This is a genomic window from Nocardioides zeae, assembly GCF_010686755.1.
GTDB classification, from domain to species: Bacteria; Actinomycetota; Actinomycetes; order Propionibacteriales; family Nocardioidaceae; genus Nocardioides; species Nocardioides zeae.
Window position 1 is genome coordinate 64089 of the sequence record NZ_JAAGXA010000008.1, and the last position, 16279, is coordinate 80367.

The following is a 16279-nucleotide window of genomic DNA, read 5'->3' on the forward strand; positions in this document are numbered from 1 at the left end:
GCCCTGGTCGACTGGTCCAGACCACCGTAGGTCCGCCCACCGACGGTCCTGCACTGACGAATGTCACGTCCTGGCGACGGCTGTGGAGAGCCGGCCCGCGCACCCCGTCGGCGGGAGTACGGTGCGCCGGAGGAGGCAGCCGATGACGACGACCACCCCTGCCGGGGACCCCCACCAGCCCGACGCGCAGCATCCCGCCGTGGCTGCCCTGCGGGCGGCGGTGCAGGCCGCCACCGTGTCGCACCGCGACCCGGCCCGGGTGGACGCGGCGGCGTTCGACCGGCTCCACGCGGTGCTGGCCGAGCACTTCCCGCTGCTCCACGAGCACCTCGAGCTGGTGCGCGTCCCGCGCCAGGCCCTGCTGTTCCGCTGGCGCGGCCGCACCGACGCCGACCCGGTCGTGCTCATGGCGCACCTCGACGTGGTGCCCGTCGAGCCCTCGGACCCGTGGACCCACCCGGCCTTCGCCGCGGTGGTCGCGGACTCCCCCGAGGGGCCGGCCGTCTGGGGCCGCGGCACGCTCGACGACAAGGGCTGCGTCGTCGCGATCTGCGCGGCCGTCGAGCGGCTGCTCGCCGGCGGCGCCACGCCCGAGCGCGACGTCTGGCTGTCCTTCGGCTGCGACGAGGAGGTCTCGGGCACGTCGGCGCTGGCCGCCGTCGACCACCTGCGGGACGCCGGCGTGACGCCGTGGTTCGTCCTCGACGAGGGCGGCGCCGTCGCCGCGGGCGCGTTCCCCGGCGTGCGCCGTCCGATCGGGGTCGTCGGCGTCACCGAGAAGGGCACGTCGCTGTTCGAGCTCCGCGCCACCGGCCGCGGTGGCCACTCGTCCACGCCGGCCCGCAACGGCCCCACCGTGCGCGTGGCGCGCGCGGTGACGCGCGTGGACGCCGCACCGATGGCGACGCGCCTGCCCGCGCCGACGGTGGCGCTGCTGCACCGGATGGCCCCGCTGACGCCCCTGCCGCTGCGCCTCGCGCTCGGTGCCGTGGGCGGGAGGCTCACGCCGGCGCTGACCCGCGCGCTGCAGGCCGCCGGCCCCGAGGCGGCGGCGATGACCCGCACGACCCTGGCGACCACGATGCTGTCGGGCTCGCCGGCCGCCAACGTCATCGCCTCGACCGCCACGGCCACGGTGAACGCCCGCATCCTCGTCGGCGACACCGTCGCGAGCGTCGCCGAGCACCTGCGTCGCGTCGTCGGCGCCGGGGTCGAGGTCGCGGTGGTCGAGGCCGGCGAGCCGAGCCCCGTGTCGCCGTACGAGGACGACCCGGCGTTCGCCCTGCTCGAGCGCACCATCACCGCGGTCTTCCCCGACGCGGTCCCCGCGCCGTACGTGATGATGGCGGCGACCGACTCCCGCTTCTTCACGGCGATCTGCGAGCGCGTCTACCGGTTCGCCCCCTTCCCGATGAGCAAGGCACAACGGGAGTCGATCCACTCGTACGACGAGCGCATCACGGTCGAGGGCTTCCTCGCGGGCGTGGACTGGTACGCCGCGCTGCTCACCGGGCTGCCGGCGTGAGCGCGCCGGCGGTCCAGCCCGGCCCCGGCCGGGTCGTGGTGCCCGGTCTGTGGGCGGTCGTGGGCTTCCTCGTCGCCGTCGAGGTCGCGAGCGGCATCCTCCAGGGCTACTACACGCCGATCTTCACCGACATCGCCGACCACCTGGGGATCCGCGAGGGCGACGTCAACTGGTTCGAGGCGGCCCAGCTCATGCTGTCGGCGCTCGCCGTCCCCCTGCTGTCGCGCCTGGGCGACCTGTGGGGCCACCGCAACGTGCTGCTGCTCTCGACGGCGATCACCGCCGTGGGCTCGTGGGTGCTCGTGTTCTCGCCGGGCTTCACGACCTTCCTCGTCGGCTGGGCGCTGCAGGGCGCCTACGTGGTGTGGCTGCCGGTGGAGGTGGCGATCATCCACCGCCGCACGGCGGGCACCGGCCAGCAGGGGCGCCTGACCCGACGGGCGGCCGCGCTGCTCGTGGCCGCCCTCGAGGCGGGCGTCATCCTCGGGGCGCTGACGAGCGGCGCCCTCGTCGAGGCCACGTCGATGCCGGTGCTCCTCGCCCTGCCCGCGATCGCCGTCACCGTGTGCTTCGTCGTCGTCTGGTTCGGCATCGAGCGGGCGCCGGGGGTCGCGACGGGCGACTACGACTACGCGGGCGTCGGCCTGCTGACCGTCGTGCTCGGCCTCGTCATGGGCGGGCTCGTGCTCGTGCGCCTGCAGGGCGTCGGCTCGCCGTGGCCCTGGGCGCTCGTGGCCGCCGGCGTCGTCGCGACCGTGGCGCTGGTGCGGTACGAGGCCGGGATCGCCGAGCCCCTCATCGACGTCCGGCTGCTCGCCGTGCCGGCGCAGTGGTCGGTGCAGCTCACCGCGTTCCTCTTCGGCATGAGCGTGCTGGGCGCGCAGATCCCGCTGTCGACGTTCGCGCGGGCGGATCCCGACGAGGTCGGCTACGGGCTCGGCGCGAGCGCCGGCTTCGTGTCGACGCTGGTGGGCGTCTACGTGGTGTCGCTGCTCGTCGGGGCGTTGCTCCTGCCCCTCGCCTCCCGCCTCCTCGGGGCGCGGGGAGCGATGGTCGCCGGCATGCTGCTGGTGGCCGTCGGCTACGGGCTCTTCGTGCCGCTGCACGACTCGACGGGGCAGCTGCTGGCCAACCTGGGGATCGCAGGCATCGGGTCGGGGCTGCTCGTCGCCGCCCTCCCCGCCGCGGCTGCGGCGGCCGCCCCGCCCGACCGCACGGGGTTCGCGACCGGCATGACCAACGCGACCAAGACCGTGGGCGGTGCGATCGCGTCGGCCGTCTTCGCCATCGCGCTCACGTCCACGGGCTCGCTCGACGAGCCCGGTGTCGGAGCCGCCTCCCTCGCGGGCTACCTGACCGTGTGGAGCGTGTGCTCCGTCAGCGCGCTGGTCGGCGCACTGCTCCTGCTCCTCGCCCGCCGGGCGCCGACCCCGCCGGACGTGCCGGACGTGCCCGGCGGTCCCGGCAGCCCCGAGCCGCACGACCTGCGGCACGCCTGAGCCGTTCCTGCCGGGGGCTTGCGCCCACCCGCGGTCCGCCGTCGGACTTGCGGCGTTCCTGCGCGGAACGCGCGTCGTCGCAGAGCCTCCCGTTAGGAGGGCCGACTACCGTTCTGCTCACGCGGTCGTCGGACAACCCCCGACCGACGATCGCCACGGCGCCCCCGGACCGATTTCCCCCGACCGGTCCGGGGGCGCTCTTCCTCCACCTGCACCGCGCTACCGTCGACGTGCGGTCGACGAGCGAGGAGGTGGCGGCCGTGGCCGACGAGGACACCGAGCCCACCGGGCCGACCGGGCCCGCGGAGCAGCGGTTCCGCGAGACCGAGCGGGACGGGCGCACCGGACGTAGCGCCGCCGCGGAACGCATGCGGCACCAGGGGCAGTGGGTGGAGCTGCAGCTGCAGCGCGCCCGTGACCGCGGCGAGTTCGACGACCTCCCCGGGTTCGGCAAGCCGATAGCGGACCTCGGCTCCGACCACGACCCGGACTGGTGGGTCAAGCGGCTCGTCGAGCGTGAGCAGATCACCGGGGTGCTGCCCGCGGCGCTCCAGCTGCGCAAGGAGGACGCGGAGCTCGACGCGCGGCTCGACCGGCTCACCAGCGAGGCCGAGGTGCGCCGCGAGCTCCTCGACTTCAACGAGCGCGTCCGCCGAGCCCTGTACGGCGATCCCGGAGGCCCTCCGCTCCTCACGCCTCGACGCGACGTCGAGGCGGAGGTGGCGGCATGGCGGGAGCGGCTGGAGCAGCGCCGTACGGCTGCCGCGGAGCGGGCCCGCACGGAGCAGGTCGAGCGGGACGCACGGCGCCGCTGGTTCCGGCGCTCGGGCTGAGGGTCAGCGGGCGTACTCGGCCAGCCGCGCCACGTCCGCCAGCCGCGCCTCGTGCGTGGCGGCGAGCGGGGTCGCGTTGAGGGTGGTCACGCCGGCGGCCGCGAACGCGGCGACCCGCGACGCCACGTGCTCGGGGTCGCCCACGAGGGCAACGCCGTGGAGCAGCTCGGCGGGGATCGAACGCGCGGCCTCGGCCTTGTCGCCGGCGAGGTAGAGGTCCTGCACGCGGGCCGCCTCCTCGGCGAAGCCGTAGCGGCCGGCGAGGTCGTTGTAGAAGTTCTTGCCCTTCGCGCCCATGCCCCCGATGTAGAGCGCCAGGTTGTCGCGCACCTGCTGCTCGGCGGCGGCGACCTCGTCGCGGTCGGTCGAGATGAGGACCTTCGTGTCGGCCACGACGTCGAGCGGTGCGAGGGTCTCCGAGCGCTTCGCCCGTCCGGCGGCCAACGGCTCGCCGAAGGCGGCCTCGGCGCGCTCGGGGAAGTAGAAGATCGGCTCCCACCCGTCGCACAGCTCGGCGGCGAGCTCCACGTTCTTGGGCCCGAGAGCCGCCAGGACGATGGGGATCTCGGAGCGGACGGGGTGGTTGATGAGCTTGAGCGGCTTGCCGAGCCCGGAGCCGCCCTTCTCCTTGGTGAGCGGCACGTCGTAGAACCGGCCGTGGAAGTCGACCTTCTCGCGGCGCCAGACCTGGCGGCAGATGTCGACGACCTCGCGGGTGCGGCCGAGGGGCGCGTCGAACGGCACCCCGTGGAAGCCCTCGACGACCTGCGGACCCGAGGCTCCGATGCCGAGCACGAACCGGCCGCCGGAGACGTAGTCCAGCCCGGCCGCGGTCATCGCGACGAGGGTGGGCGTGCGGGAGTAGATGTTGATGATGCCGGTGCCCAGCTGGAGCGTGCGCGTCTTCGCCGCCAGGAAGCCGAGCTGGGAGACGGCGTCGAACGCGTAGGGCTCCGCCACGAAGGCGACGTCGAGGCCGACGCCCTCGAACTCGACGAGCTGCTCGGCGGTCTCCGCGAACCCGCCGGCGTAGGCGATGGGCATGCCGATCTTCATGGGAACTCCTCGGTGCAAACCGGTCACACGTGACTGTTATCGGCGTGAGGGTACACCGCTCCGTGGTGGAATGGCGGCGTGCAGGAGGACCGACCGCTGCAGGAGCGATCGCGCGACGCGCGCCGCCGCATCCTCGACGCCGCCGTGGCCGTGCTCGTCGACCACGGGTACGCCGGCGCGACCACCACCCGCATCCAGGAGCGCGCCGGCGTCTCCCGAGGCCGGCTGCTCCACCACTACCCCTCCCGCGACGCGCTCCTGATCGCGGCGTGCCACCACCTCGCCACCGTCCGGGTGGAGGCCGTGGCCCTCACCGCCGTGATGCCCGACGACCCCGCCGAGCGCATCGCGACGGCCGTGGCCACCATGGCCGCGACGTACCGCTCCGACTACTTCTGGGCGGCCACGGAGCTGTGGGTGGCGTCCCGCACCCACCCCGACCTCGCGGCGCAGCTCCTCCCCCACGAGCAGGAGCTCGCGCGCGCCATCCGTGCCGCGACCGACGGGTTCTTCGGTCCGGACCTCGTGACCCATCCCGGCTACGAGGACCTCCGGGAGACCATCACCACCAGCCTCCGCGGCCTCCACCTCGCGACGGCCTTCGACCCGCGGCCCACCACGATCGAGCGGCACGAGGCGCGGCTCGTCGCGATGGCGCACGCGGTGCTGCTGGGCGGCCCCCCGTCGTGGGGCGCACGCTCCTAGACTGCACAGCCATGACCGCGACCCTGCCCACGGCACCGCAGCTGCGGTTCTTCGAGGCGGGGCTCGACCTGCTCGCGGAGGAGGGGTACGGCGCGCTCAAGCTCGCGCCCCTCTGCCGGCGCGTCGGGGTCACGACGGGCAGCTTCTACCACGCGTTCCCGAACTGGCCGACCTACACCAGCGCCCTCCTGCAGCACTGGTACCGGGAGCGCACCGACCGCGCCCGCGTCCTCGCCGACGAGGAGACGGACCCGGCCCGCCGCGTCGAGCTGCTCGTGCGTGCCGCCGTCGAGCTCCCCCACCGCGCCGAGGCCGCCATCCGCGTCTGGGCCGGAGTCGACCCCGGCGTCGCGCAGCTCCAGCAGCAGGTCGACGACCAGCGGCTCGCGACGGTCACCGAGGCCCTCGCGGCCGCGATGCCACCGGGCTCCGAGGACCTCGCCCGCAACCTCGCCCAGGCCGGGTTCTTCCTGCTGGTGGGGTACGAGCAGTCGCACGCCACCGGCGGCCGCGAGGCCCTCGAGTGGGCGCTCCGGCTCATCCAGGACCGGGCGCTGGACGCCGGGGGCGAGTCACAGGAGTTGACAACTTTCCCCGGTCAGCCGGGGAACCGACCGCTTTGACCATCAAATTTGATGCGCTCAGTGACACCTTCCCCGGTCGACCGGGGAAAGTGTCGGAGCCCTACCGCCCCCGCCGCAGCTCCGCCCCCATGAGCTCGACGAGGGCCTCGAGGCCGCGGAGGGGGCGCACCATGACGGTGAAGTCGACGATCCGGCCGTCGTCGCCCCACGTCAGCATGTCGATGCCGTGGACCTCGCGGCCCCCCACGACGGTGGCGAACTCGAGCACGGCCGAGCGCTCGTCCCACCACTCCCGCTCGTAGCGCAGCTCCGGGCCCAGCACCACGAGGGCGGCGCGGAGGTACGCGGCCGTCAGCTCCCGGCCCTCCTGCGGCTGGTGCACCGCGGGCGACCGGAAGACCGCCGCGGGCGCGAGGAGGTCGTGCAGGCGCGCGTCCACGTCGGCGGCGTCGCGGTGGGCGACGAGCTCGTGCCAGCGGGCGACGGTCGCGGGGCGCTCAGCAGGGGTGCTCACGCGACGCAGTCAAGCAGTGCGGGTCGCGCCTGTCAGGAGCCGTCACGAGCCGTCACGAGCCCAGCACGGCGGCAGCCAGCGCGCGGTCCGCCTCGAGCAGCGCCGCGTGGTCCCACGTCGACGTGCTCGCCAGCACCTCCTCCGCCCCGGTGCGCTCGACCAGCTCCTCCAGCGCGGCCCGCACCTGCGGCGCGGTGCCCGCGAGGGTCTGGTCGAGGTGGGCCTCGACGCGGCGGCGTACCTGCTCGGGCCACGCCTCGGCCCGCAGCAGCGTCGGGCTCTGCAGCGGCCCGAACTCGCCGGTCGTGCGCGAGAGCGCCATCGCGTGGGCCTCCGGCAGGGCGAGCTCGCGCGCCTCGGCGGCGTCGTCCGCCACGAAGGCGTCGAGCGAGATCGTCACCCGCGGGTGCTCGGGGCCGCCGGGGTGCGGGCGGAACTGCGAGCGGTACGCCGCGAGCGCGTCCCCGACGTCGGCGGAGGCCAGGACGGGGCCGCCGACGACGACCGGCAGGCCGAGGCGGGCGGCGAGGAGGAGGCCGCGGCCGGTGGCGAGCACGTGGAGGGGGATGGTGCGCCCCGTCGCGGGACGCACCGTCACCTCCGACGTGCCGTCGAGGTGGGCCCGCAGCTCCTCGACGTCGGCGGCGAACGCGTCCGCCCCCGCGGCGAACACGGCGTCGACGTCGGACCCCGATCCGGACCCCGAGCCGGGCACCGGGTCGTGGCGCAACGCGCGGCGTACCGGCGCCGTGAACCCCAGCGACCGCCCCACCCCCAGGTCGATGCGGCCGGGGTGGAGGGCGTCGAGCATGCGGAACTGCTCCGCGACGACGAGCGGCTGGTGGTGCGGCAGCATCACGCCGCCGGACCCGAGACGGATCGACGACGTGGCGGCGCCGACGGCGGCGGGCAGCACGGGCGGGGAGCCGGAGGCGACGCCCGGCACCCCGTGGTGCTCGGCCACCCAGAACCGGTGGAGCCCCAGCTCCTCGGCGTGCCGGGCCCGCGCGATCGTGTCGTGCAGGGCCGCGCCGTCCGGGTGGCCGGCGCGGGTGCGGGAGCGGTCGAGCAGCGAGAGCCTCACGGGGGCACAACGACGGGCGCCGCCCGCCCCTTCCGTGCGCATGGAATCATCCGCCCATGACGTCGACCACGGAGACCGACCGCGCCGGCGCGCCCGCCCACGGCCTGCGCTGGGGGATCAAGGCGTCGTTCATCGACTACGTGCGCCGGATGCCCGGCGGCCAGGGCACGATCGCGGACGGCGCGGTGCCGGTGGGCACCGCGGAGGTGCTCTTCACCCTCGACCCGACGCCGCCGGTCGGCACGTCGCCCGGCACGACCCGGGCGTGGGCCTTCGCGGGCGACGTCCGGTTCGCGGGCCACGGCGGCATGATGTTCGTCCGCCTCGCCCTCCCCCGGCTGGAGGTGGCTCCCGGCGGGAGCGCCCGCCTGACGATCGAGGACCCCCACCAGCGACCCGACGCCCCGCGCATTCCCCTGGTCGACCTCACCCTCGTGCAGCACCCGAGCCCGGAGGCCGCCGCGGACGGCGTCGAGCTGTGGGCGTCGGACGACGTGCGGCTCACCGCCGAGGGCGTCGCGCTCTTCAACGACGTGTACGCCGCGGGCGAGCCCTTCGAGCCCCTGACCGTCGTCGTGCCGATCGGCAGCGGGACGGTCTGAGCCACCTCACGGCAGCAGCGACTCCACGACCTCGACCGCGCGGTCGAGCCCGCCGAGGGCGGCGACCTCGGCGGCCAGCGCCGTCGACCGGGCCACCACCTCGGGGGCGGTGACGGCGTCGAGGGCGGCCCGCAGGCCGTCCACGTCGATGGTCGTGCTGTTGATCCGCACGGCGACGCCCGCCGCGACGAGCGCGTCGGCGTTGTCGAACTGGTCGACGTCCTGCGGGGCCGCGATCATCGGGGTCCCCGTCACCAGTCCCTCGTTGGCGCCCCCCATGCCGGCGTGGGTGAGGAACACGGACGCGTGGTCGAGGATCTCGCGCTGCGGCACCCACGGGTGGATCTCCACGTTCGCCGGCAGCGGTCGTCCGCCGGTCACCTCGTCGACGGCGACGTGCCGCCCCACCTGCAGCACGAGGTGCCAGTCGGGCAGGTCGCCGAAGGCCTCCAGGCACCGCCGGTAGAGCTCCGGCTGCTTCGTGAAGGCCGTGCCGAGGGACACCAGGAGCACCCGCCCCGACGTCGGCGGCGTCCAGGCGTCGGCGTCGGCGTCGGCGTCGGCGCGGCGTACGGCGGGTCCCGTGAACGTGTAGACGTCCCGGTCGACGCGGTCGGCGTGCGGCTGCAGCGACTCGGGCACGAGCACGACGCAGCGCGGTGGACGCCCGAGGTAGTGCAGCGGGTCCTCGGTCACGCCCTCGGCAGCGAGCATCGCGCGCTGCCGCTCGAGGTAGGCCGCCCCGCGCGGGTCGCTGCGCACCCACGACGTGAACTCGGCCATGTCCTCCTCGTAGCCCTCCCACGCGACGTACGTCGGCGAGAGCTGCAGCGCCGGGATCCCCCACGCGTCCGCGAGGAGGCGCGCGGGGATGCCCGCGATGTCGTAGAGGAACAGGTCGGGGCGGTCGTCGGCGAAGCGCTCGCGCACCGCGGGGAGCATCACCTCGTACTCGTCCTGGAAGCGCGCGAGGTGGTCGATCGCGTCGCCCTCGAAGGCCTCGTCGGGACCGTCGCCCTCCGCGCGGCCGGCGTGGTTCGTGCGCGGCAGGACGGAGGTGTACGGCGCGAGCTCCGCCCCCGTCGCCTCGACGGCCTCGCGGAAGGCGGGGTCGTTGACGTAGGTCACCCGGTGGCCCCGTTCCACGAGCCGGCGGACCACCTCGAGGCTCGGGTTGACGTGGCCGGGGGCCGGGATGCTGACCATGGCGAGGTGCGCCACGGGGTCCTCCTCGGGATCGTCGGACGGCGGGCACCTCGACCGTAGCCAGCGGCCCCTCGGGGGTGCGACCGCTTTTCCCGCTGCGGCGGCTCCCGCACGGGTACCGGCTCAGGTGCCCACCGCTACTGTCGGGACCACGTCGTTGCCCGCTCGCGGCGAGGATGCCGGACCCGTGAGGAGAACCAGTGCAGACGAGGCGACCGACGTGAACCCCGAGACGAGGACGAACCCGGCGACGACGGGCGTCGGCACGGCTCCCGACGCCGCCGACGACAACGTGCGCACCTACGACGCGTCGCTGCCCTTCGCGGACGCGTCCGCGAACCTGGCCCGCCACGACCTGCTCGACCAGCTGCGGCCCCTCGGCCTGGAGCGCCACGTGGTGGAGGACGCCACGACGATCCTCCACGAGCTCGTGCGCAACGGCATCGACCACGGCGCGCCCTGCGAGGACCACACGCTGGAGGTGCGCTGGGAGGTCGCCTCCGACGTGCTCACGCTCCGGGTGACCGACTGCGGCAGCCCGAACGGAGCGTGCCCGCCGGAGTGCGCCGACGGCGACTGCTCCGACCACGCCGACCGGTGGCGGAGCAAGATCCTGACCCCCATCGCGCCCGACGCCCTCCGCGGCCGCGGCCTGCACCTCGTGGACGCGCTGAGCGAGTCGTGGGACGTCGAGACCGGCGACTCCGGCACCACGGTCTCCGCCCGGGTCCGGCTCCGATGACGGCCGAGGAGGAGCGCGAGGCCGACCTGCTCGACCTGACCACCGACGCCGGGCGCGGCGAGGTGACGGTGAGCGGCGGCGTGTTCACCGATCTCGACGCCCGCCGGCTCGAGCACGAGCTGATCGACGCGGCGGGCACCCAGCCGGGGGGCGTCCTCGTCGTCGACCTCAGCGGCGTGACGTTCCTGCCCAGCCGCGCGATCCGGTCCCTCGTCATGGCCCAGCGGGCCGCCAGCGCCCGGGGCACGACCCTGCGCCTGCTCGCCGCCGAGGGCTCGCTGAGCCGCCGGATGCTGCGCGCGGTGGGCTTCGCCGTCGAGGACCCCGGCGCGGCCGACGAGAGCAGCGGCGACGGCACGCCCCCGTGGACGGCGTCGTGAGCGGTCGGGCCTCGTCGGTCGACGGCGCGAACCTGCGCCGCGTCGTGGGTGCGTCCGCGGCCGTGGTGGCGGCCGTCCAGGCCGGCACTGCGGTGGTCGCCCTCCGCCGTGGTCGCCGCGACTACGCCGACGCGGCCTGGGGCCCCGGCCTCGCCGCGGTCGCGCTCACGAGCGCGGCCCTCGGCTCCGGTGACCCCGGGCGGCGCTGGGCGACGGCCGCCGTCACCACGGCGTGGGCGGCGCGGCTGGAGCGCCTCATGCTCGGTCGCGTGCGCGGCACCGACGAGGAGGACGAGCGCTACACCGAGTTCCTCGAGGGCGACGGCCCCGCCGCCGTGGTGGCGAAGGTGTTCGTGACCCAGGGGATCGCCCAGCTGGCCGTCGCGGCGCCGCTGCAGCTCGCCGCGGCGAGCACGCTGCCCCGCACCCCCCGCCGCTGGCTCGTCCCGGCGGGCATCGCGGTCATGGTGGCCGGCGCGGTCGTCGAGGCCGTCGCCGACCGGCAGAAGGCCCGCTTCATGGAGCGCGACCGCGACGAGCGGCCGGACGTCCTCGACACCGGCCTGTGGGGCGTCTCGCGCCACCCCAACTACTTCGGCGACTCCGTCGTGTGGGACGGCGCGTGGCTCGCTGCCGCCGCGTCGGCGCCGGGCGCATGGACGTTCCCGGCCCCGCTCGCGATGTCGTACTTCCTGGTGTTCGCCACGGGCGCCAAGCGCACCGAGCGGCGAATGGAGGACCGTCCCGCCTACCGCGACTACCAGCGCCGCGTGTCGTTCTTCGTGCCGCTGCCCCGGCGCTCCGGGGACTGAACCGACTCAGCCCAGGCGGTCGACGAGGCCCGCCACCGCGGCGGCCAGGGCCGCCGGTCGCTCCTGCGGCACGAGGTGGGCGGCTCCGTCGACCTCGACCAGCTCCGTGTCGTGCGCGACCCCGCCGTTCAGGTCGCGTTGCGCGGCCGTCCCGAGGTCGCCGTCGCCGGCACCGGAGACGACGAGGGCGGGCACGTCGAGGCGCGGCACGCGTGCCGACCAGTCCTCGCGCGAGCCCGCCAGCAGCCAGCGCCGCCACGCGATCGGATCGGTACGCCGCAGGTCCGCCACCGCCGTCTCGTGCAGGTCGGCCGGGAGGGGGTCCTGGGTGTTCATCGCGACGAACTCCTCGGCCGCCGCGCGGTCGAGCGCACCGTCCCGCGTCCAGGCGAGCATCTGCCGCCGGCGGTCCTCCCCCATGGGCTCGGGGACGACCGGGGAGGCCGCGACCAGCACGACCGCCGCGAGGTCGGCCGGAGGGGCGACGACCGCGCCCGCGGCGAGGAGGGTGGCGATCTTGCCGCCCATGCTGTGGCCGAGGAGCACGAGCGGCCCGGGGGCGCGCGACAGGGCGGCCAGCCGGTCGGCGACGTGGCGCACCGTCGCGGCGCAGTCGCCCCCGGGGCCGGTGCTGTCGCCGAAGCCGGGCAGGTCGAGGGCGACGACCTGCGCCGCCGGCCCGACCTCGGACGCCAGCGCGTCGAAGGACCGGGCACTGCCCCCGAGCGCGTGGAGGCAGACCAGGCTGACCGGGCTGGCGGGGCTGGCGGGGCTGGCGGGGGCGATCAGCCGACCAGGTCGCCCGTGCCGCCGGCGGGCTCGCCCACCGGCACGCCCACGACGCTCAGCACGCGGTGGGCCAGCGTGCCCGCCCGCGCGGTCAGCGTCACCGCGACGCCGTCGCGCTCGGCGCGCCGGGCCAGGGCGATGAGCGTGCCCACCGCGAGGCTGGGCAGGAAGTCGATGTCGCTGAGGTCGAGGGAGACGTTCCGCGTGAAGCCCTCGGTCGCGCCGGTCACCTCGAAGTCGAGACGCTCGAGGTCCTCCTGCTCGTAGACGCCACCCGTCACGCGCAGGTCGCCCGGCGCGGTGTGGTGGATGCGGAGGGAGTCGGCGGGTGCGGGGTGGTTCACGGGTGGGCCTTCCGACGAGGGGTGCAGCACGACACGGATCGAGGTGCCGAGCCGCGAGGACCATCATGCAGCCTTCAACCGAAAATATCTACACAGGCGAGCCTGAGTATCTGTTGAGGTATTGGCTCAGGCAGCGAGGGTGACCGGCTGCGGTCCCTCGTCGGCCTGCACGTCCAGGACGACCCGCGCTCCCCGGCGCTCGCGCAGCGCCACGACGAGCGCCCGGAGGCCGAGCGCGGCCCAGATGAGGTTCGAGGCGGCGCTCGGCCACGCGCCGTACAGGGCCGCGCCCGCCGACGCGAGCAGGCCGCCGACGCTGTTGAGGAGGGCGTAGCGCACCGAGAGCGCCGACATCCGTCCGGTGGAGTGGAGGGCGAAGGCTCCGATCGTCCCGATCGTCCCGACCCATCCCAGCACTGCCGCGAGCATTCTCTTCCCGACCTTCTCCGCGAGGCCGCGAGCGCGGCCGACCGGCATGGATCGTGGACCACCGGACCCCCGTCCCGGGAGTGCCGGATCCGCGCACCCCGGCTTCAGCAACGCTGAAGAGGCGCAGCCGCGCGGCACTCCGCACGGGGCGCGTCGCGCAGGTCACACACCGGTACGTCGCCCGCTCACCCCAGCGGGTCCGCTCCGCCGTGCGCCGCCGCCTCCTGGCTCACGAGCGAGGTCACCGTGACGGCCGGGCCAGGGGTCGGCCCGCGCGACTCGTGGTGCCGCGCGACGATGCGCCGCACCCCCAGCCCGTCGACCTCGAGCACCACCACCCCCGGCGGCGTGAGCCCCTGGAGCGCCAGGGCAGGCGCCAGGGCGACCCCCTCGCCGGCGGCGACGAGGGCGAGGGCGGTCTGCAGCCCGAAGTAGGCGTGCTTGACGGTGCCGCCGAGGCCGAGCCCGCGGCGTACCCGGGCGATGGCCCGCGCGCTGGCCTCGGAGTCGGCGACCCCCAGCCACGGCACGGAGGAGCCGCGCAGGCCCTCGACGTCCGCGGACTCCAGTGCCCCCACGGGCGCGACGACGCGCCAGGGGTCGTCGAGCAGGTGGTGCTCGACGACGCCGGCCGGGAGCTGGGCGGTCTCGTCGGCGTCGGTCTCGATGATGGCGACGTCGAGGTGACCCGTGCGCAGGCGACGCATGAGCACGTCGCGCTCGGCCTCGGTGACGATGACGTCGAGGTCGGGGTGCTGCAGGCGCCAGCGTGGGAGGGCCGGAACCAGGATGGTGCGCAGGAAGCTCTCGAACCCGCCGACCCGCACGGTGCCGGACAGTGCGGCACCGGCGGCGTCCAGGCGGAGGGCGGCGAGGTTGAGGGTGCGCTCGACCTCCTCGCCCGCGTCCGCGAGCGTCGCCCCGGCCGGGGTCAGGAGGGTGCCACGGACCGTGCGGCGGATGAGCGCCTGCCCGGTCTCACGCTCGAGGCGGGCCACCTGCTGGGACACCGCGGACGGCGAGACCCCGAGCTGCTCGGCCGCGGCGAGGATGCCGCCGGAGCGGGCGACCGCCACCAGGAAGCGCAGCCGTCGCGGGTCGATCTCCACCTGCACCCTCTCCTCCGCGCCCGGCGCGAGCGCACCGGGCGCGGAGGATCATAGGCGCGGCTCAGATGGCCTGGACCGCCGCGGAGGGGACCAGCCGGTCCGCCGCACGGGCGGCGACCCCGGACTGCCAGGCCCACGCGGCGATCTCGACGCGGTTGCGCGTGCGCAGCTTCATCGCGATCTGCCGCAGGTGGAACTTCACGGTCGAGCCGGCGAGGTACATCGCCGCCCCGATCTCGTCGTTCGTCAGCCCGTGGGCCACGAGGCCGACGACCTCGACCTCGCGGGCCGTGAGGCGCTCGGCCGGCGCGATGCACCGGCCGGCGATCGGCACGGGCGGCGCCGGGAGCACCGCGACCGGAGCCCCGACCGGGCCGTCCGGCTCCCCGTCGAGGTCGAGCGCGTCCCCGGCGTCCCCGAGCTCGGCGCCGTCGTCGCCCACCACCCGCACCCGGACGTTCCGGTCCGCGCCCAGGGCACCGCTGAGCCCTCCGGCGAGGTCGCCGGCCAGGTCGTCGAGGTGGACCTCCACCGTGATGCGCACGTCGACCGACCTCAGACGCCGCGGAAGCGGTTGATGGCGTCGATGTGCTTCTCGCGCATGGCGTGGTCGCGCACGCCCAGGCCCTCCTCGGGCGCCAGGCAGAGCACGCCGACCTTGCCCTGGTGCTTGTTGTGGTGCACGTCGAGGGCGGCCTGGCCGACCTCCTCGAGGCTGTAGGTGCGCGAGACCGTCGGGTGGATCTTGCCCTGCGCGATGAGCCGGTTGGCCTCGTAGGCCTCGCGGTAGTTGGCGAAGTGGCTGGAGACGATCCGCTTGAGGTTCATCCACAGGTAGCGGTTGTCGTACTCGTGCATGAAGCCCGTCGTCGACGCGCAGGTGGTGATCGTGCCGCCCTTGCGGGTCACGTAGACCGACGCGCCGAAGGTCTCGCGGCCCGGGTGCTCGAAGACGATGTCGATGTCCTCGCCGCCGGTGAGCTCACGGATCTTCTTGCCGAGGCGCTGCCACTCCTTGGGGTTCTGCTTCGTGCCCTCCTCGTTCCAGAACTGCCAGTTCTCCTCGGAGCGGTTGATGACCATCTCGGCGCCCATGCTGCGCACGATCTTGGCCTTCTCCTCGTTGGAGACCACGCAGATCGGGTTGGCGCCGCCGTTGAGGGCGTACTGCGTCGCGAACCCGCCGAGGCCGCCCGACGCGCCCCAGATCAGCACGTTGTCGCCCTGCTTCATCTGGCCGGCGTTCTTGGAGACCAGCTGCCGGTACGCCGTCGCGTTGACCAGACCCGGGGACGCCGCCTCCTCCCAGGTCAGGTGGCCGGGCTTGGGCAGCAGCTGGTTGGACTTCACCAGCGCGATCTCGGCCAGGCCGCCGAAGTTGGTCTCGAAGCCCCAGATGCGCTGCTGCGGGTCCATCATCGTGTCGTCGTGGCCGGCGGGGTCCTCGAGCTCGACGGAGAGGCAGTGGGCCACGACCTCGGCGCCCGGCTTCCACTGGGTCACGCCGGGGCCGGTCTTGAGCACGACGCCCGCGAGGTCGGAGCCGACCACGTGGTAGGGCAGGTCGTGGCGCTTGGTGAGCTCGGAGAGCCGGCCGTAGCGCTCGAGGAAGCCGAAGGTCGAGACGGGCTCGAAGATGCTCGTCCACACGGTGTTGTAGTTGATCGCCGAGGCCATGACCGCCACGTACGCCTCGCCCGGGCCGAGCTCGGGCAGCGGGACGTCGTCGAGGTGGAGCGACTTGCGCGGGTCCTTGTCGCGCGAGGCCAGGCCCTCGAACATGTCGACCTCGTCCTTGTGGACGGTCACGCCACGGAACGACTCGGGGAGCTCCATGGCGGCGTAGTCGCCGCTCTCCGCGTTGCCGGAGAGGATCGCGTCGAGGATCTGCTGCATCTCGGGACTCCTGGGGGGTCTCGGCCGACGGGGTCGGCAGGGGTTAACACGCATTAACTGGCCGGGAGCGTACCGAGCGCTCGGTCTGTCGGCCAACAAAAGTTGACGTGGATCACTCAACGGACGCGGATCTGGTTACTCGCGAGGAACTCCGCACCGCCAGGACGGGT

General features: G+C 74.6%; 19 protein-coding genes. 9 read left to right on the forward strand and 10 right to left on the reverse strand.

What is annotated here, in order from left to right; all coding sequences use genetic code 11:
• The first annotated feature begins 142 nt into the window (after positions 1 to 142).
• The 3 genes from G3T38_RS12520 (at position 143) to G3T38_RS12530 (ending at position 3857) form a co-directional block, all read left to right on the forward strand.
• Positions 143 to 1525, forward strand: a complete 1383-nt coding sequence (locus tag G3T38_RS12520) for a M20/M25/M40 family metallo-hydrolase (protein ID WP_163772651.1) — start codon at positions 143 to 145, stop codon at positions 1523 to 1525.
• Positions 1522 to 3024 (forward strand): MFS transporter, encoded by a 1503-nt coding sequence (locus tag G3T38_RS12525; protein WP_338037624.1) that lies wholly within the window; start codon positions 1522 to 1524, stop codon positions 3022 to 3024. The genes G3T38_RS12520 and G3T38_RS12525 overlap by 4 nt, the downstream gene beginning before the upstream one ends.
• A gap of 230 nt (positions 3025 to 3254) precedes the next feature.
• Complete coding sequence (locus tag G3T38_RS12530; protein ID WP_338037625.1) at positions 3255 to 3857, forward strand: DnaJ family domain-containing protein; 603 nt, start codon at positions 3255 to 3257, stop codon at positions 3855 to 3857.
• 3 nt (positions 3858 to 3860) lie between these two features.
• Here G3T38_RS12530 and G3T38_RS12535 read toward each other — a convergent pair whose 3' ends face one another.
• The gene (locus G3T38_RS12535) at positions 3861 to 4913 is read right to left on the reverse strand and encodes an LLM class F420-dependent oxidoreductase (RefSeq protein WP_163772652.1); all 1053 of its coding nucleotides are present in this window, start codon (positions 4911 to 4913) and stop codon (positions 3861 to 3863) included.
• Positions 4914 to 4991: 78 nt separating this feature from the next.
• Between G3T38_RS12535 and G3T38_RS12540 the strand changes: the two genes are divergently transcribed.
• Positions 4992 to 5618 carry a TetR family transcriptional regulator gene (locus G3T38_RS12540; RefSeq protein ID WP_163772653.1) on the forward strand — a complete coding sequence of 209 codons (627 nt, stop codon included), beginning with the start codon at positions 4992 to 4994 and terminating at the stop codon, positions 5616 to 5618.
• Between the two features lie 11 nt (positions 5619 to 5629).
• Complete coding sequence (locus G3T38_RS12545; RefSeq protein ID WP_163772654.1) at positions 5630 to 6241, forward strand: TetR/AcrR family transcriptional regulator; 612 nt, start codon at positions 5630 to 5632, stop codon at positions 6239 to 6241.
• 61 nt (positions 6242 to 6302) lie between these two features.
• On the opposite strand, the gene G3T38_RS12550 is transcribed toward G3T38_RS12545, so the two are convergent.
• The gene (locus tag G3T38_RS12550) at positions 6303 to 6716 is read right to left on the reverse strand and encodes a nuclear transport factor 2 family protein (protein WP_163772655.1); all 414 of its coding nucleotides are present in this window, start codon (positions 6714 to 6716) and stop codon (positions 6303 to 6305) included.
• A gap of 52 nt (positions 6717 to 6768) precedes the next feature.
• A complete protein-coding gene (locus G3T38_RS12555; RefSeq protein ID WP_338037626.1) occupies positions 6769 to 7800 on the reverse strand; it encodes an MsnO8 family LLM class oxidoreductase in 1032 nt (343 codons plus the stop codon).
• Positions 7801 to 7856: 56 nt separating this feature from the next.
• Between G3T38_RS12555 and G3T38_RS12560 the strand changes: the two genes are divergently transcribed.
• On the forward strand, positions 7857 to 8402 hold the full coding sequence (locus G3T38_RS12560; RefSeq protein ID WP_163772657.1) for an HtaA domain-containing protein: 546 nt from the start codon (positions 7857 to 7859) through the stop codon (positions 8400 to 8402).
• 6 nt (positions 8403 to 8408) lie between these two features.
• Here G3T38_RS12560 and G3T38_RS12565 read toward each other — a convergent pair whose 3' ends face one another.
• Positions 8409 to 9623, reverse strand: coding sequence for a macrolide family glycosyltransferase (locus tag G3T38_RS12565; RefSeq protein ID WP_206675867.1), 1215 nt, complete (start codon positions 9621 to 9623; stop codon positions 8409 to 8411).
• Positions 9624 to 9828: 205 nt separating this feature from the next.
• Here G3T38_RS12565 and G3T38_RS12570 point away from each other — a divergent pair, with 205 nt between their 5' ends.
• The 3 genes from G3T38_RS12570 to G3T38_RS12580 are packed head-to-tail and all read left to right on the forward strand — an operon-like array spanning position 9829 to position 11542.
• Entirely contained in the window at positions 9829 to 10350 is a 522-nt protein-coding gene (locus G3T38_RS12570; RefSeq protein WP_163772658.1) for an ATP-binding protein, read from the forward strand.
• Positions 10347 to 10730, forward strand: coding sequence for an STAS domain-containing protein (locus G3T38_RS12575; protein WP_163772659.1), 384 nt, complete (start codon positions 10347 to 10349; stop codon positions 10728 to 10730). Before G3T38_RS12570 ends, G3T38_RS12575 begins: the two co-directional genes overlap by 4 nt.
• Positions 10727 to 11542: a DUF1295 domain-containing protein gene (locus G3T38_RS12580; RefSeq protein WP_206675868.1), complete on the forward strand. Its 816-nt coding sequence runs from the start codon at positions 10727 to 10729 to the stop codon at positions 11540 to 11542. The genes G3T38_RS12575 and G3T38_RS12580 overlap by 4 nt, the downstream gene beginning before the upstream one ends.
• Positions 11543 to 11548: 6 nt before the next feature.
• On the opposite strand, the gene G3T38_RS12585 is transcribed toward G3T38_RS12580, so the two are convergent.
• The 6 genes from G3T38_RS12585 to ccrA all read right to left on the reverse strand — a co-directional run bounded on the left by G3T38_RS12585 (position 11549) and on the right by ccrA (position 16109).
• On the reverse strand, positions 11549 to 12331 hold the full coding sequence (locus tag G3T38_RS12585; protein WP_338037636.1) for an alpha/beta fold hydrolase: 783 nt from the start codon (positions 12329 to 12331) through the stop codon (positions 11549 to 11551).
• The gene (locus G3T38_RS22700; RefSeq protein WP_307201983.1) at positions 12328 to 12675 is read right to left on the reverse strand and encodes an STAS domain-containing protein; all 348 of its coding nucleotides are present in this window, start codon (positions 12673 to 12675) and stop codon (positions 12328 to 12330) included. The genes G3T38_RS12585 and G3T38_RS22700 overlap by 4 nt, the downstream gene beginning before the upstream one ends.
• A gap of 126 nt (positions 12676 to 12801) precedes the next feature.
• Positions 12802 to 13152 (reverse strand): CBU_0592 family membrane protein, encoded by a 351-nt coding sequence (locus G3T38_RS12590; protein ID WP_163772661.1) that lies wholly within the window; start codon positions 13150 to 13152, stop codon positions 12802 to 12804.
• Between the two features lie 137 nt (positions 13153 to 13289).
• Positions 13290 to 14213, reverse strand: coding sequence for a LysR substrate-binding domain-containing protein (locus G3T38_RS12595; protein ID WP_163772662.1), 924 nt, complete (start codon positions 14211 to 14213; stop codon positions 13290 to 13292).
• 61 nt (positions 14214 to 14274) lie between these two features.
• Positions 14275 to 14757, reverse strand: a complete 483-nt coding sequence (locus G3T38_RS22230; RefSeq protein ID WP_206675869.1) for a LuxR C-terminal-related transcriptional regulator — start codon at positions 14755 to 14757, stop codon at positions 14275 to 14277.
• Between the two features lie 11 nt (positions 14758 to 14768).
• Positions 14769 to 16109, reverse strand: coding sequence for a crotonyl-CoA carboxylase/reductase (ccrA, locus tag G3T38_RS12605; protein WP_163772663.1), 1341 nt, complete (start codon positions 16107 to 16109; stop codon positions 14769 to 14771).
• Positions 16110 to 16279: the final 170 nt, after the last annotated feature.

Excerpts from the sequence above, each read along its gene's own strand:
- G3T38_RS12520 (WP_163772651.1), top strand. The coding sequence starts at position 143 with ATGACGACGACCACCCCTGCCGGGGACCCCCACCAGCCCGACGCGCAG.
- G3T38_RS12590 (WP_163772661.1), bottom strand. The coding sequence starts at position 13,152 with ATGCCGGTCGGCCGCGCTCGCGGCCTCGCGGAGAAGGTCGGGAAGAGA.
- ccrA (WP_163772663.1), bottom strand. The coding sequence starts at position 16,109 with ATGCAGCAGATCCTCGACGCGATCCTCTCCGGCAACGCGGAGAGCGGC.
- G3T38_RS12560 (WP_163772657.1), top strand. The coding sequence starts at position 7,857 with ATGACGTCGACCACGGAGACCGACCGCGCCGGCGCGCCCGCCCACGGC.
- G3T38_RS12575 (WP_163772659.1), top strand. The coding sequence starts at position 10,347 with ATGACGGCCGAGGAGGAGCGCGAGGCCGACCTGCTCGACCTGACCACC.
- G3T38_RS12535 (WP_163772652.1), bottom strand. The coding sequence starts at position 4,913 with ATGAAGATCGGCATGCCCATCGCCTACGCCGGCGGGTTCGCGGAGACC.
- G3T38_RS12545 (WP_163772654.1), top strand. The coding sequence starts at position 5,630 with ATGACCGCGACCCTGCCCACGGCACCGCAGCTGCGGTTCTTCGAGGCG.